Here is a 14,207-nt window from a genome sequence, read left to right on the forward strand (position 1 = left end):
AAGGCCTCACCCATGTCCAGCTACGACATCATCGTCATCGGCGGCGGCCCCGGCGGCTATGTCGCGGCCATCCGCGCCGCCCAGCTCGGTTTCAAGACCGCGGTGGTGGAGCGCGAGCATCTCGGCGGCATCTGTCTCAACTGGGGCTGCATCCCGACCAAGGCGCTGCTGCGCTCGGCCGAGATCTATCACTACGCGACCCACGCCAAGGACTACGGGCTGACGCTGAACGGCACGATGAGCGTCGACATGGGCGCCGTGGTGAAGCGCTCGCGCGGCGTCTCGGCCCAGCTCAACGGCGGCATCGGCTTCCTGATGAAGAAGAACAAGATCGACGTCATCTGGGGCGAGGCGAAGATCGCCAAGGTCGGGCAGTTGGTGGTCACCGCGTCGTCGAAGCCCGCGGTGCAGCCGCAGGTACCCCCGCCGAAGGGCACGCTGGGGGCAGGGACCTATCAGGCGAAGCACATCATCGTCGCCACCGGCGCCCGGCCGCGGGTGCTGCCGGGCATCGAGCCCGACGGCAAGCTGATCTGGACCTATTTCGAGGCGATGAAGCCGGAGGCCATGCCGAAGAGCCTCATCGTCATGGGGTCCGGCGCCATCGGCATCGAGTTCGCCTCCTTCTACCGCACCATGGGCGCCGACGTGACCGTGGTCGAGGTGCTGCCGCAGGTCATGCCGGTGGAGGATGCCGAGATCTCGGCCCATGCCCGCAAGCGCTTCGAGAAGCAGGGCATGACGATCCTCACCTCCACCAAGGTGACCAAGGTCGAGAAGGGCGCCAATTCCGTCACGGCGACCGTCGAGGACGAGAAGGGCGCCAAGCGCACCATCACCGCCGAGCGGATGATCTCCGCCGTCGGCGTCGTCGGCAATGTCGAGGGCCTCGGCCTCGAGGCGCTCGGCGTCACCATGGACCGCGGCACGGTGAAGACAGACGGGCTCGGCCGCACCAACATTGCCGGCATCTACGCCATCGGCGACGTGGCGGGACCGCCGATGCTCGCCCACAAGGCCGAGCACGAGGGCGTCATCTGCGTCGAGACCATCAAGGGCCTGCACACCCACGCCCTGGACAAGGCGATGATCCCCGGCTGCACCTATTGCCACCCGCAGGTCGCCTCCGTCGGCCTCACCGAGGCCAAGGCGAAGGAAGCCGGCTACACGGTGAAGGTCGGTCGCTTCCCCTTCATGGGCAACGGCAAGGCCATCGCGCTCGGCGAGCCTGAGGGCCTCGTCAAGACCATCTTCGATTCGAAGACCGGCAAGCTCCTCGGCGCCCACATGGTCGGGGCGGAAGTGACCGAGCTCATCCAGGGATTCGTCGTCGCCATGAACTGCGAGACGACGGAGGAGGAATTGATCCACACCGTCTTCCCGCACCCGACCCTCTCGGAAATGATGCACGAGAGCGTCCTCGACGCCTATGGCCGGGTCGTCCACACCTGATCACGAAAGGTGATAGGATGATTGTCCGCAAGGATGATCGTCCTATCACCCTTGCTGATGATTCCGCGTTCAGGGCGGCCGGCGGGGACAACCCCGGGCCGCCACGGGACCACCGTGATTTTTTTGAACGGGCCGAAGCCGCATGATCGCTGGCTCCGCGGCGGTCGCCGCCGTCCCGCGGCACGGCTTTGAGCACGGTCCTTGTCCCCGAAAGTCCGGCGAGCCCTATCCTCCAGCGGTTCTGGAAGGAGAGGTCACCATGGCCGGACTCATCGTCGCGATCGTTGTTTCGGTGCTGGCGCTCGCAGCTCCGCCGGCAGCCGCCGTCCTGCCGGGCGAGGCCGGCATCGCCACGGCCCGCGCCAACGAAAAAGGCCGGCGCGAGGCCGGCCTTCGGTTCGACGGATGGCGCGTTGCGGCGTCAGCTGGTGACGCTCTCGCCCGACGGCAACACGATGGCGGTCGCGCCCACCGGCACGCGGCCGTAGAGGTCGATGATGTCCTGGTTGAGGAACCGGATGCAGCCGGAGGACACCTGCGTGCCGATCGTCCAGGGCTCGGTGGTGCCGTGCAGGCGATAGAGGGTGTCGCGGTTGCCGCGGTAGAGGTAGAGCGCGCGGGGACCGAGCGGGTTCTCCGGGCCGCCGGGAAGGCCGCCGGCGACGGGTCCGTAGCGGTCCGGCTCGCGGCGGATCATGTCCTGGGTCGGAGTCCAGCGCGGCCAGACCGCCTTGCGGCCGATGGAGGCGATGCCGGTGAGATTGAAACCCTCCTCCTTGCCGACGCCGACGCCGTAGCGCATGGCCCGGCCGTTCTCCATGACGAGATAGGCGTAGCGGGAGGTGGGATCGACGACGATCGTGCCGGGATTTTCACGGCCGCGATAGGGCACCTCGCGGCGCCAGAAGCGCTGGTCGACCTGGCTGAGGTCGATGGCCGGCACGGGGTGGGGCTCACCCTGCACCTCGCCGTACATGGCAACGTAATAGGGATCGAAACGGGGCGTCTCGATCGCCAGTTCCTCGCGTCGGGTGGTGCAGGCACCGAGAATGAACGGGGCGCCCAGAACAAGGAAACGTCGATCGATCGTCATCATAAGCCTCAGAACCTGACGCCGCGAACAAGGTTCCCCGCCCCGCGAGGGATTTGTCGGTCGCTGCGTCTACGTGAACAGGGGGCGGCTCGTAACACCGGCGGTGGGCGTCAAACATGACGAAACCGTGAGGCCCGGCGAAACGCGGCGTTACTGTTGCCGCACTGCACCACCCGGACCTCTGCGGCACCCACGCCTCACGCCACCTGCGCGGGAACGATGGCCGGAAAACGGTTAATTCCTGGCAATCGCCGCGTGCCGAACCGCGATCACAAACTCGCGAACAGGTCGTAGTCGCCGGCCCGGTCGATCTTCACCGTGACCAGCTCTCCGACGGCGAGCTTGCGCCTCGTGTGGATGAAGACCGACCCGTCGATCTCCGGCGCGTCTCCCTTCGAGCGGGCCCTGACCACGGTGGGGCCCACCTCGTCGACCAGCACCTGCTGGCGCGTGCCGACCTTGCGCTTCAGCCGGCGGGCGGAAATCTCCGCCTGCTTCTTCATGAAGCGGTGCCAGCGCCGCTCCATCACCTCGGGCGGCACCTGGCCCTCCAGCGCGTTGGACGTGGCGCCCGCCACCGGCTCGTACTTGAAGCAGCCGACCCGGTCGAGGCCGACCTCGTCCAGCCAGTCGAGCAGGAATTCGAACTCCTTCTCGGTCTCGCCGGGAAAGCCGACGATGAAGGTGGAGCGAATGGTGAGGTCCGGGCAGATCTCCCGCCAGCGCCGGATCCGCTCGACCGTCTTCTCCTGGTGCGCCGGGCGCTTCATGCGGCGCAGCACGTCGGGATGGGCGTGCTGGAAGGGGATGTCGATGTAGGGGAGGATCTTGCCCTCGGCCATCAGCGGGATGACCTCGTCGACATGCGGATAGGGGTAGACGTATTGCATCCGCACCCAGACGCCGAGTTCGCCGAGCGCCTGGGCGAGATCGAGGAACTTCGTCCGCCAGCTGCGGTCGCGCCACTGGCTCTCGGCATACTTCACGTCGATTCCGTAGGCCGACGTGTCCTGGCTGACGACGAGGAGCTCCTTCACCCCCGCTGCGACCAGCTTCTCCGCCTCGCGCATCACCTCGCCGAGGGGGCGCGAGACGAGGTCGCCGCGCAGCTTGGGGATGATGCAGAAGGTGCAGCGGTTGTTGCAGCCCTCGGAAATCTTGAGATAGGCATAGTGGCGCGGCGTCAGCTTGATGCCCTGCGGCGGCACCAGGTCGAGGAAGGGATCGTGCTTCGGCGGCGCCGCCTCGTGCACTGCGGCCAGCACGCTCTCGTATTGCTGCGGACCGGTGATGGCGAGCACGGAGGGGTGGGCGGCCCGGATCTGGTCCGGCTCGGCGCCCATGCAGCCGGTGACGATGACGCGGCCGTTCTCCTTCAGCGCGTCGCCGATGGCCGCCAGGCTCTCGGCCTTGGCCGAATCGAGGAAGCCGCAGGTGTTGACGAGCACGAGGTCGGCGCCCTGGTGGCTGCGCGACAGCTCGTAGCCCTCGGCGCGCAGGCGCGTGATGATCCGCTCGGAATCGACCAGCGCCTTCGGGCAGCCGAGCGAGACGAAGGAAATCTTCGGCGCGGCGCGGTCGGTCGGCGGGGGCAGGGTGGCGGTGTCGGTCATCGGAGCTCGTCACGGGGGGCAGGGCCCGCCAATAGGCGAAACCGCGGGGCGGGACAAGCCAGACCGGGCGCGGGAGCCGGTCCGTCGACGGCAGGTGAAGCGAATGAACCAAATGCCAGCCGGCCGGTTCATCGATCGTTCAACTGGGCCGGGGCACTGTCCTCCCAGTGAAGTCCAAGGAGGTTACACATGGATCGTCGCTCGTTCTTCCTCACGCTCGCAGGCGGCGCCGTCGCTGCCGGCGCGCTCGGTGCGACCGCCGCTTCGGCGGCTCCCGCCGCTCCGGCCGCCGCGGCACCCGCTGCCGGCGCGCCGCTGGAAATGCAGTGGGGCTACGGCTACGGCCCGCGCCGCCGCTACTACCGTCCCTATCGCCCCTACCGTCCCTACGGCTTCTACGGCCCGCGCCCCTTCCGTCCGGTGCGCCGCTGCTGGATCAACCGCTGGGGCGAGCGCGTCTGCCGCTTCTGACGGCCGGCCTCCCGCCATCGGGCCTGCCCCGTCGCCTCCGGGCGGCGGGGCTTTTTCATGCCCGGCGTGGAAGGCGGCGAAAGCGGGCAGGGCGGGCTTCACCCACGGCTCCCGGCCACCCATCCGCCGCGTTGACGGCACGGGCCGCCTCGCCCTAGACAACAGGACCGGCGGCGACGCCCCGGAGAGGTGGCCGAGTGGTTTAAGGCAGCGGTCTTGAAAACCGCCGTGGGTGCAAGCCCACCGTGAGTTCGAATCTCACCCTCTCCGCCAGCTTCGCCCCAATGCCGACTTTGCGAGAAGCGTCCCACGAGCCACCGTCGGATTGCCTCTGGGAAATCAATCCGGGGCGGACCTCAGCCCCGGCGCGCCTCGAAGAGAGCGACCGCATCGGCCCCGGCCGGAAACTGAAGCCGGCCGGACCTGTCGTGGACCGCGCTCCAGACCGCCTCCGCGACATCCGTCTCCTTCGTCGTCATCGCCGGCCTGGCGAAGCCGTCGAAGATCGGTGCCGCGAAATCGGCATAGGCCGGCGGAATGAGATCCGCGACGGACAGGTCCGAATTCTGCGCGAAGCGTGTCGTTGGAGCGTATCCCGGCTCCACCAATCTGGCGCGGATCCCGAAATGGGCGAGTTCGTGGGCGAGAGAGCCGGTAAAGCCCTCGATGGCCTGCTTGCTGGCGGTATAGGCCGCCGCGAGCGGCATGGCGGCGAGCGTGACGCTCGATGTCACGTTGACGATCACGCCCGAGCAGCGCTCGCGCATCTGCGGAATGACGGCCTGACACATGGCCATGACACCGAACGTATTGGTGTCGAACACCTTGCGGATATGGGCGATCGGCGTCGCTTCAAAGGCGCCGACGACGCCGATGCCGGCATTGTTGACCAGCACATCGATCGGCCCGGCGGCCGCAACGACCGCTGCGATGCTTTCGTCCTGCGTCACGTCGAGCGGCAGGACACGCAGGTTCGGCGATGTCGGCAGAAGCGTGGGGTCGGGGCGCCGCATGGTCGCGACGACATTCCAGCCCTTGTCGAGGAAATGACGCGCCGTCTCCAGGCCATAGCCGGAGGACGTGCCGGTGATCAGGATCGTCTGCATGGGAAACTCCATTCGGTTGCGAATGGTCCCCTGATAGCCACGCCGAACAGGACGGTCTATAATTCACAGTCCGGCGTTTATGTCATACCGTCCAGCGGAGGGACAGGGGCGATACGGGCAGGTGTCGCGTCCGACCGGCTCTATGCGGTATCGGCGGACCCGCCCGTCCGGGCAAACCGCCCCGGCGGACATCCAAGTCGCTTGCGGAACGCCGTGCTGAAGGCACTCGCGGATTCGTAGCCGATCTCTTCGGCAATTCGGTCGAGCGTCTTTGTGCCGCGCATCAGGGCGTCTTTTGCCAAGGCCATGCGCCACCGGGCGAGATATTCGATCGGCCCGCAACCCAGAGCCGCGCCGAAACGCGCGGCGAAGGCGGAGCGCGACTGTCCGGCGATCCGCGCGAGGCTCGCGACGGTCCAGTCGGCGCGCACGTCGGCGTGCATGGCACCGAGGACGCGCGCCAGGGCTGGATCGCGCATCCCCCTGAGAAGGCCGGCGCGGGCATCGTCAGGCGTGACACCATGCCAGCGGAGGGCTTCGACCAGCAGCACCTCCAGCAGGCGCTGGAGGATCATGTCCTTGCCCGGCTCGTCGCGGCTGCACTCTTCCCGGATCAGGTCGATCACCCGACCAAGTCGCGCCGAGCGGCCGGCCGCATGCGGGATATGGATCATGCGCGGAAGGATTGCGAGAACGAGCGGCGCATTGATCGCCTCAATGTGGAACGTACCGCCGAGCGCCTCGAACTCGGCTTCGCCATGCTGCTCACCATGGCGGACTGCCCCGCCCATCGGCTCGCGCGGCTGGCAGTCGATGCCCGGATGACTGCTCAGTGTGAAAGCCGGGGCGGATGGCAGGAGAAGAAAGCTGCCTGTGTCCAGGATCCAGGGTTCTTCGCCTTCGAATGCGATCCAGCAGGTGCCTTTCAGAATGATCGTGAAACCGGGAGCATTGTGGGCCGCGTAGCGCACACCCCAGGACCCCCGCCCGGTGATCGGCTTGGATATGGCCGTGTGTGGCCGCAGCAGGGCAATGACATCGCTGAGAGGGTCCAAGCGAGACGATCCGTATTATTTGCGAGGCGATGATATCTAAGGCGTCTCGCGGCGTGCTGTCTATCGGCGCCTCGACGGCGGGAACGCAACAGGCGGGAACACCTCCGGTCGCGGTCGATCCACGGCTCAGTTGAACCGCAACCCGGTGAACGACCAGATCAGCGCCGCCGAAGCCGCGAGGCCGGCCACCACCAGCACGGCCAGCACGCGCGTGCCGGTCCTGTCGGGCGGAGGCCACGACAAGACGGCCGCCGCCACGGCCGCGAGGACGAGCAGGGGCCAGGCGAAACCCTCGGCGGCGCTCAGTTGCGCACGAAAACTGCGGCCCAGCGCCGTCGTTTCTTCGCCCGGATAGGGCAGCCCGAGGCCGATCGCATGGAGACACTCGCGCAGGTGCGGCAGCGCCGCGAGAATCAGGGCCGCGAGCGCCGGCACGGCGCGCAGGCGCCGGGTCCGCAGCAGCCAGATCAGCCCCGCCATCGCGGGCAGCAGCACCCAGGGCAGTGTGAAGGCGAGCAGGGCCATGATGCCGAACATGCGCTTGTCCTGGGGGGGGCAGGGCAGATCCGGAGGTGCCAGACGGGCCACGCGGCGCAATTTGCGCACGGTCGGGGCGTGAACCGCAAGGCCGCGGCGTCCCATCCGCCGGTCGGAGCGGCTGATCGCAGGCTGACGCCCGGGTGGCGTGCCTTCCGCCCCCTTAATCCCGCCTCAACCATCACCGGGCCAGAATGAGACACGCGTCACGAATTCGTCTCAATTTCCCCGACACTGGCGGCCTGCGTCTCCATCGGTTATGACAACCGACGGGATGAGGGCCGTAAGGCCCGCGGCATGCGGCATGGAGCGACCGGCTTGACCCAGATTGCGACGAGCGAGGGATCGCGTCCGACGGCCATGCGCAAGGCCTCCCTGACGAGGCTTCTCGCCTGTTCCGCCCTCTGCGGCATGGGAATCGCGCTCGGCGGCTGCAACAGCCAGACCGCCGCGACCGGCGACGGCCCCGTGGACCGCTTCAATGCCCGCTACGGAGTCAGCTCTAGCCCGCGCGTGGTGGCGGAGGGCGCTCCCGTGCCCCGCGGCGGCGGTGTCTACCGGGTCGGCCGACCCTATCGCGTCGCGGGCCGCGTCTACACGCCCTTCGAAAAGCGCGACGGCCATACCGAGACCGGCGTCGCCTCCTGGTACGGACGCCAGTTCCACGGCCGGCTGACCGCCAACGGCGAAGTCTACGACATGAACATGCTCTCGGCGGCGCACCGCACCATGCCGATGCCGAGCTATGCCCGCGTCACCAATCTCTCCAATGGCCATTCGCTGGTGGTGCGCGTCAACGACCGCGGCCCGTTCCACGGCAACCGCGTGATCGACCTGTCGCACCGGGCCTCCAACATGCTGAACTTCCGCGGCCAGGGCCTTGCCCGCGTGAAGGTGGAATATCTCGGCCGCGCCGCGCTGGAAGGGTCCGACGACCGCATCCTGCTCGCCACCCTGCGCACCGACGGTCGGCCGGCACCGCGCCCGCAGCAGGTCACCGACACCATGATCGCCTCGGCGGCGCCGCAGACCGTGCCCGATCCGGCCCCGCGCGCCGCGGCTCCCGCCGTACAGGTGGCCGCCGCCCCGGCGCAGGCGACTGCTCCCGCGCCCGCCTTCGGTTTCTTCCGCCAGGAGGCGCAGGCCCGGCCGGTGTCCAGCCCGGACATGCGCCAGCCGGACCCCTCGCCGAGCGTCGCCCCGGTCATCCAGGCCGCAGCGCCGCAGGCGGCCGAATCGCCGGTCACCATGGCCTCCGCGCCGCTGCCGCCCACCCGTCCGTCCTCGCTCGAGCCGGCCGCCACTACGGTCGTCGCCCGCTCCGGCGCAACCATGCAGCCCGCGGCGATCCAGACTGCGCCCGGCGTGACCGTCGTCGCCACACCGGCGCCGCAGGCGATTCCTGCAACGCCCTCTGCCCCGGTCCTCGCCACCGCCTCGTCGCGGCCGGTGAGCATTCCCGCCGCCACGGCCTTCGCGCCGCCGCGCGCCCCGGCGCCGGCCATCGCCGCCATGCCGGGCGGTGCCCCGGTCCGCGCCGCTCTCGGCTTCTCCTCCCTCTACTGATCCGCCTTGATTTCACCGGCGGCCCGCCCCATCCATGGGGCGGGAGGACGACAGTGACCAAGCCGCCGAACGGGTTGATCGTGACCGCCGCCGCAGTGTTCGTCGCCCTGATGGCGGCCCTGTCGCCGGCCCGCGCCCAGGACAATTTCCAGACCACGGTCCGCAACGCCATCCTCGTCGACGTCGGCACGCAATCCGTGCTGTTCGAGAAAGCGGCCGACGAGCTCCAGGCGCCCGCCAGCCTCGGCAAGCTGATGACCATGGCCGTGATCTTCGAGGAGATCCGTCAGGGTCGGCTGCAGCCGGAGCAGGAGGTGGTCATCAGCGAGGATGCCTGGCGGCGGGGAGGGGCCCCGTCCCGCACCTCTTCCATGTATGCCGCCGTCAATTCGCGCGTGAAGGTGCAGGACCTGATGCGCGGCGCCATCATCCAGTCCGGCAACGACGCCGCCATCGCGCTCGCCGAGGCGGTCTCCGGCACCGAGGCGAATTTCCTGCCGGTCATGGCGACGCGGGCGCGCGCCATCGGCCTGACCCGGTCGGTGTTCCGCAACGCCACCGGCCTGCCGGATCCGGAACAGCGCACCACCGCCCGCGAGATCGCGCTGCTCGCCGACCACATCATCCGCACCTACCCCGAGCAGTACGCCCTGTATGCCGAGCGCGAGTTCACCTGGGGCGGCATCCGCCAGCAGAACCGCAACCCGCTCCTCGGCACCTATGCCGGCGCCGACGGGCTGAAGACCGGCTATATCGAGGAGGCCGGCTTCAACCTCGCGGGGTCGGCAGTGCAGAACGGCCAGCGTCTCATCGTCGTGGTGATGGGGGCCCGCTCGCTGCAGGAGCGCTCCAACGAGGCCCGCAAACTGCTCGACTGGGGCTTCCGCTCCTTCGAGCTGCGCGACCTCTTCCAGGAGCAGGAAAGGATCGGCGAGGTCGCCGTCTTTGGCGGCGCGCAGGGCAGCGTGCCCGTCACCGCCGGCAAGCTCGTGCGCCTGCTGCTGCCGCGCGGCCAGTCGGACCGGGTCAGCGCCCAGATCGTCTATCGCGGCCCGGTGCGCGCGCCGGTGAGGCAGGGCGCCGAGGTGGGCTATCTGAGGGTCATGCGCGGCTCGCAGGTGGCGTTGCAGGTGCCGGTCTTCGCCGCCGCCGACGTCGAGGCCGGCACGCTCACCCAGCGCGCCATGCAGGGCGCCTGGGAACTCGGCACCGGCTGGATCCGCGGGGTGGCGAGGCCGTGACCGCGGAGAAGCCCCGCGGCCGCTTCATCACGCTTGAGGGCGGGGAGGGGGCCGGCAAGTCGACCCAGGCGCGCCGTCTCGCCGCCTTCCTCGAACAGCGGAGCCTCGACGTGGTGATGACGCGCGAGCCCGGCGGCTCGCCCGGCGCCGAGATCATGCGCCACGTCCTGCTCTCCGGCGGCGCCGAGCCCTTTGGGCCGGAGGCCGAGACCATGCTCTTCGCCGCGGCGCGCCGCGACCACCTCGCCGTCACCATCAAGCCGGCGCTGGAGCGCGGCGCCTGGGTCATCTGCGACCGCTTCGCCGATTCCACCCGCGTCTATCAGGGCCATGCCGGCAAGGTGCCGCTCGGCTTCATCCAGGCCCTCGAGCGGGTCACGGTCGGGGAGGACCGGCCGGACCTGACCCTCATCCTCGACCTGCCGGTGAAGGTCGGCCTCGCCCGCGTCGCCAGCCGGGGCGAAGCCACCGACCGATTCGAGAAGGAGGGCCTCGCGTTCCACAACAAGCTGCGGGCCGGCTTCAAGGCCATCGCCCGCGCCGAGCCGGAGCGTTGCCGCCTGATCGACGCCGCCGCCGAGGCGGACGTGGTCGCCGAATCCATCCGCCAGGCCGTCACCGCCCATTTCGGCCTCGCCCCGCGGCTGGTGGCGCCATGATCGAGGAGAATGCCGCCGACCGGCTCGACGGCGCACCGCACCCGCGCGAGCGGCAGGTGCTGATCGGCCATGCCGAGGCCGAGCGGCAATTGCTCGACGCCTATCGCGGCCCGCGCATGCACCACGCCTGGCTGATCGGTGGCCCCGAGGGCATCGGCAAGGCGACGCTCGCCTATCGCTTCGCCCGTTTCGTCCTCGCCAATCCCGTGCCCGCTGCCGTTCCCGCCGGCATGGCGGACCTCGCCGTCGCCGCCGACCACCCCGCCGCGCGTCGCATCGTCGCCGGATCGCACCCGGACCTCTTGGCGCTGCGCCGCATCGCCGAGGCCGGCAAGGACAAGATCCCGCAGGACATTTCCGTCGGCGCCATGCGCGAGATCGTCCGCTTCTTCGGCTCCACGGCGGGCGAGGGGGGATGGCGCATCTGCATCGTCGACGCCGCCGACGACCTCAACCGTTCCAGCGCCAACGCCCTTTTGAAGCTCCTCGAGGAGCCGCCGCCGCGCTCGCTCTTCCTCATCCTCGCCCATATGCCGGGCCGGCTGCTGCCGACCATCCGCTCGCGCTGCCGCACCCTGCCGCTGCTGCCGCTGAGCGAAGAGGAGATCGCGGCGGGGCTCCAGACCTTCGACGACATCCGCGTGCCGTCGGACGAGGCCGGCCGCATCGCCGCGCTCGCCGACGGCAGCCTGCGCCGGGCGCTGGAGATCGCCGAGGGCGGCCAGGAGAGCTTCGCCGGCGAGGTCACCCGGCTCCTCGACGGCCTGCCGTCGCCCGATCCGCTCGCCGTCCACGCCCTCGGCGACAAGCTCGCCCGCCGCGACGACGGCCTGTTCGAGCTCTTCCTGCGGCTGGTCTTCGCCCACCTCCACCGGCAGGTGGCGGCGGCCGCGGGCGAGGGGCCCCGCCGCCTTGCACCCCATGCCGAGGTATGGGAGAAGGTCGAGGCTACCGCGGCGCAGGTGCGCACGTTCAACCTCGAACGCAAGCCCTTCGTTTTCCAGGTTTTCGGCTGGCTCGCCGAGGCCGGCCGGCGGCGCGCCTGACCCCGCAACCGTCCGAAACGCCCCATGTCGAAGCCCCGCTTCTACGTCACGACCGCCATTTCCTACCCCAACGGCGCGCCCCATATCGGCCACGCCTACGAGGTGATCGCCACCGACGCGATCGCCCGGTTCATGCGGGCGGACGGGCGCGACGTCTTCTTCCTGACCGGCACCGACGAGCACGGCCTGAAGATGGTGCAGACGGCCGAGCGCGAGGGCCTGCCCGTGCGCGCGCTCGCCGACCGCAATGCCGACCGCTTCCGTGCCATGGCCGGGGCGCTCGCCATCTCCAACGACGACTTCATCCGCACCACCGAGCCGCGGCACTACCGCTCCAGCCAGGCGATCTGGGAGCGCATGGTGGCGGCCGGCGACATCTATCTCGGTGGCTACGAGGGCTGGTACTCGGTCCGCGACGAGGCCTTCTATGCCGAGGACGAGACCTCCGTCGGCGCGGACGGCGTGCGCGTCGGCGGGCAGGGCACTCCGGTCGAATGGACGAAGGAGGAGACCTATTTCTTCCGCCTGTCCAAGTACCAGGACCGTCTGCTCGCCCATTACGAGGCCAACCCCGACTTCGTCGGCCCGGACACGCGCTTCAACGAGGTCATCAGCTTCGTGAAGGGCGGTCTCACGGACCTCTCGGTGTCGCGCACCACCTTCGACTGGGGCGTGCCGGTGCCCGGCGCCGACGGTCACGTCATGTATGTCTGGGTCGACGCTCTGACCAACTACATCACCGGCGCCGGCTTTCCCGACGAGACCGATCCGAAATGGGCCTACTGGCCGGCGGACCTCCACGTCATCGGCAAGGACATCGTCCGCTTCCACGCCGTCTACTGGCCGGCCTTCCTGATGTCGGCGGGCCTAGCCCTGCCGAAGCGCGTCTATGGCCACGGGTTCCTGTTCAACCGCGGCGAGAAGATGTCGAAGTCGCTCGGCAACGTCGTCGATCCCTTCGCCATGGCCGAGGCCTACGGCGTCGACGCCATGCGCTATTTCCTGCTGCGCGAGGTCGCCTTCGGCAATGACGGCTCCTATTCGCACGAGGCCATCGTCGCGCGCACCAACGCCGATCTCGCCAACGACATCGGCAATCTCGCCCAGCGCTCGCTGTCGATGATCGCCAAGAACTGCGAAGGAATTCTGCCGACGCCCGGCGCCTTCAGCCCCGAGGATGAGGCGATGCTCGCGGCCGCAGACGGCATGCTGGCCGTCTCGCGCGAGGCCATGGCGAGCCAGCAGATCCATCGCTGGCTCGAGGCGGTCTGGGCGGTGGTGGGCGAAGCCAACCGCTATTTCGCGGGGCAGGCTCCCTGGGCGTTGCGCAAGACCGATCCCGCGCGCATGGAAACGGTGCTCTACGTCACGGCCGAGGTGATCCGCCAGGCGGCGATCCTCGCGGCGCCCGCCATTCCGCTCGGCGCGCCGAAGCTGCTCGACCTGCTGGCCGTGCCGGAGGACGCCCGTGACTTCGCGGCCCTCGGCACGCGGCTGAAGCCGGGCACCGCGCTGCCGGCGCCGGCCGGCGTCTTCCCGCGCTATGTCGAGCCGGAGACCGCGGCCTGATGTGGGTCGACAGCCATTGCCACCTGGATTTCCCGGAACTCGCCGCCGATCGCGACGGGCTGATCGGCCGGGCCGTCGCGGCGGGGCTCCGGTCCATGGTGACCATCTCCACCCGCGTCCGCCGCTTCGACGGCATCCGCGCCATCGCGGAAGCCCATGACGGCATCTGGTGCTCGGTCGGCACCCATCCGCACAATGCGCATGAGGAACTGGACGTCACGGCGGAGGAACTCGTCGCCCTCGCTGAACATCCCAGGGTGATCGCCATCGGCGAGGCCGGCCTCGACTTCTTCTACGACAAGTCGCCACGCGAGGCGCAGGAGCAGGGATTCCGCACCCATATCGCCGCGGCGCGCGCCTCCGGCCTGCCGCTGGTGATTCACGCCCGCGAGGCCGACGCGACGGTCACGGCGATCCTGACGGAGGAAATGGGGAAGGGGGCCTTCAAGGCCGTCCTGCACTGCTTCACCGGCTCGCGCGAACTCGCCATGGCCGGCGTGGCGCTGGGCCTCTACGTGTCCTTCTCCGGCATCGCCACCTACAAGAGCGCGGCCAACCTGCGCGAACTCGCCGCTGAACTTCCCGCCGACCGCATTCTGGTGGAGACCGACGCGCCGTACCTTGCGCCGGGCAAGTTCCGCGGCAAGACCAACGAGCCGTCCTACGTCGTCGAGACCGGCCGGGTGATCGCCGAGGCGCGCGGCGTCGCGCCGGAAGAGATGGCTCGCCAGACCACCGAGAATTTCTACCGTCTCTTCGCCAAGGCCGATCCTGGCCGGCAGCTCTCGGCCTGAGACGT

Annotated in this window: 13 protein-coding genes and 1 tRNA gene; 9 read left to right on the forward strand and 5 right to left on the reverse strand. The window is 69.3% G+C overall.

All coding sequences use genetic code 11. The features are described 5' to 3' along the window. Positions 1 to 12: 12 nt before the first annotated feature. Complete coding sequence (gene lpdA, locus C6569_RS07510; RefSeq protein ID WP_106748264.1) at positions 13 to 1,452, forward strand: dihydrolipoyl dehydrogenase; 1,440 nt, start codon at positions 13 to 15, stop codon at positions 1,450 to 1,452. Positions 1,453 to 1,873: 421 nt separating this feature from the next. Here the strand turns inward: lpdA and C6569_RS07515 are convergent, their stop codons facing one another. Both C6569_RS07515 and rimO read right to left on the reverse strand, forming a co-directional pair. Continuing rightward, positions 1,874 to 2,545 (reverse strand): L,D-transpeptidase, encoded by a 672-nt coding sequence (locus tag C6569_RS07515; protein ID WP_106750939.1) that lies wholly within the window; start codon positions 2,543 to 2,545, stop codon positions 1,874 to 1,876. Between the two features lie 269 nt (positions 2,546 to 2,814). Beyond that, positions 2,815 to 4,158 (reverse strand): 30S ribosomal protein S12 methylthiotransferase RimO, encoded by a 1,344-nt coding sequence (rimO, locus tag C6569_RS07520; RefSeq protein WP_106748265.1) that lies wholly within the window; start codon positions 4,156 to 4,158, stop codon positions 2,815 to 2,817. A 189-nt stretch (positions 4,159 to 4,347) separates the two neighbouring features. Here rimO and C6569_RS07525 point away from each other — a divergent pair, with 189 nt between their 5' ends. Further along, on the forward strand, positions 4,348 to 4,629 hold the full coding sequence (locus C6569_RS07525; protein ID WP_106748266.1) for a hypothetical protein: 282 nt from the start codon (positions 4,348 to 4,350) through the stop codon (positions 4,627 to 4,629). A 183-nt stretch (positions 4,630 to 4,812) separates the two neighbouring features. Beyond that, a tRNA-Ser gene (locus C6569_RS07530) sits at positions 4,813 to 4,902 on the forward strand. Between the two features lie 83 nt (positions 4,903 to 4,985). Here C6569_RS07530 and C6569_RS07535 read toward each other — a convergent pair. The 3 genes from C6569_RS07535 to C6569_RS07545 all read right to left on the reverse strand — a co-directional run bounded on the left by C6569_RS07535 (position 4,986) and on the right by C6569_RS07545 (position 7,327). Continuing rightward, complete coding sequence (locus C6569_RS07535) at positions 4,986 to 5,735, reverse strand: SDR family oxidoreductase (protein ID WP_106748267.1); 750 nt, start codon at positions 5,733 to 5,735, stop codon at positions 4,986 to 4,988. A gap of 140 nt (positions 5,736 to 5,875) precedes the next feature. Continuing rightward, complete coding sequence (locus C6569_RS07540; protein WP_106748268.1) at positions 5,876 to 6,790, reverse strand: AraC family transcriptional regulator; 915 nt, start codon at positions 6,788 to 6,790, stop codon at positions 5,876 to 5,878. Positions 6,791 to 6,916: 126 nt separating this feature from the next. Next, positions 6,917 to 7,327, reverse strand: coding sequence for a hypothetical protein (locus tag C6569_RS07545; protein ID WP_106748269.1), 411 nt, complete (start codon positions 7,325 to 7,327; stop codon positions 6,917 to 6,919). 318 nt (positions 7,328 to 7,645) lie between these two features. Between C6569_RS07545 and C6569_RS22370 the strand changes: the two genes are divergently transcribed. Genes C6569_RS22370 through C6569_RS07575 form a run of 6 tightly spaced genes read left to right on the forward strand, consistent with a single transcriptional unit; the run spans position 7,646 to position 14,202 of the window. After that, positions 7,646 to 8,893 carry a septal ring lytic transglycosylase RlpA family protein gene (locus tag C6569_RS22370; RefSeq protein WP_281260398.1) on the forward strand — a complete coding sequence of 416 codons (1,248 nt, stop codon included), beginning with the start codon at positions 7,646 to 7,648 and terminating at the stop codon, positions 8,891 to 8,893. Positions 8,894 to 8,946: 53 nt separating this feature from the next. Beyond that, complete coding sequence (locus tag C6569_RS07555) at positions 8,947 to 10,134, forward strand: D-alanyl-D-alanine carboxypeptidase family protein (protein ID WP_245898266.1); 1,188 nt, start codon at positions 8,947 to 8,949, stop codon at positions 10,132 to 10,134. Further along, on the forward strand, positions 10,131 to 10,793 hold the full coding sequence (gene tmk / locus C6569_RS07560; RefSeq protein WP_106748270.1) for a dTMP kinase: 663 nt from the start codon (positions 10,131 to 10,133) through the stop codon (positions 10,791 to 10,793). The genes C6569_RS07555 and tmk overlap by 4 nt, the downstream gene beginning before the upstream one ends. Further along, entirely contained in the window at positions 10,790 to 11,839 is a 1,050-nt protein-coding gene (locus C6569_RS07565) for a DNA polymerase III subunit delta' (protein ID WP_106748271.1), read from the forward strand. The genes tmk and C6569_RS07565 overlap by 4 nt, the downstream gene beginning before the upstream one ends. Before the next feature lie 24 nt (positions 11,840 to 11,863). Further along, positions 11,864 to 13,408, forward strand: coding sequence for a methionine--tRNA ligase (metG, locus tag C6569_RS07570; protein ID WP_106748272.1), 1,545 nt, complete (start codon positions 11,864 to 11,866; stop codon positions 13,406 to 13,408). Then, a complete protein-coding gene (locus C6569_RS07575; RefSeq protein ID WP_106748273.1) occupies positions 13,408 to 14,202 on the forward strand; it encodes a TatD family hydrolase in 795 nt (264 codons plus the stop codon). The genes metG and C6569_RS07575 overlap by 1 nt, the downstream gene beginning before the upstream one ends. Positions 14,203 to 14,207: the final 5 nt, after the last annotated feature.

Origin of the sequence: Phreatobacter cathodiphilus (genome assembly GCF_003008515.1) — a bacterium.
GTDB lineage: Bacteria > Pseudomonadota > Alphaproteobacteria > Rhizobiales > Phreatobacteraceae > Phreatobacter > Phreatobacter cathodiphilus.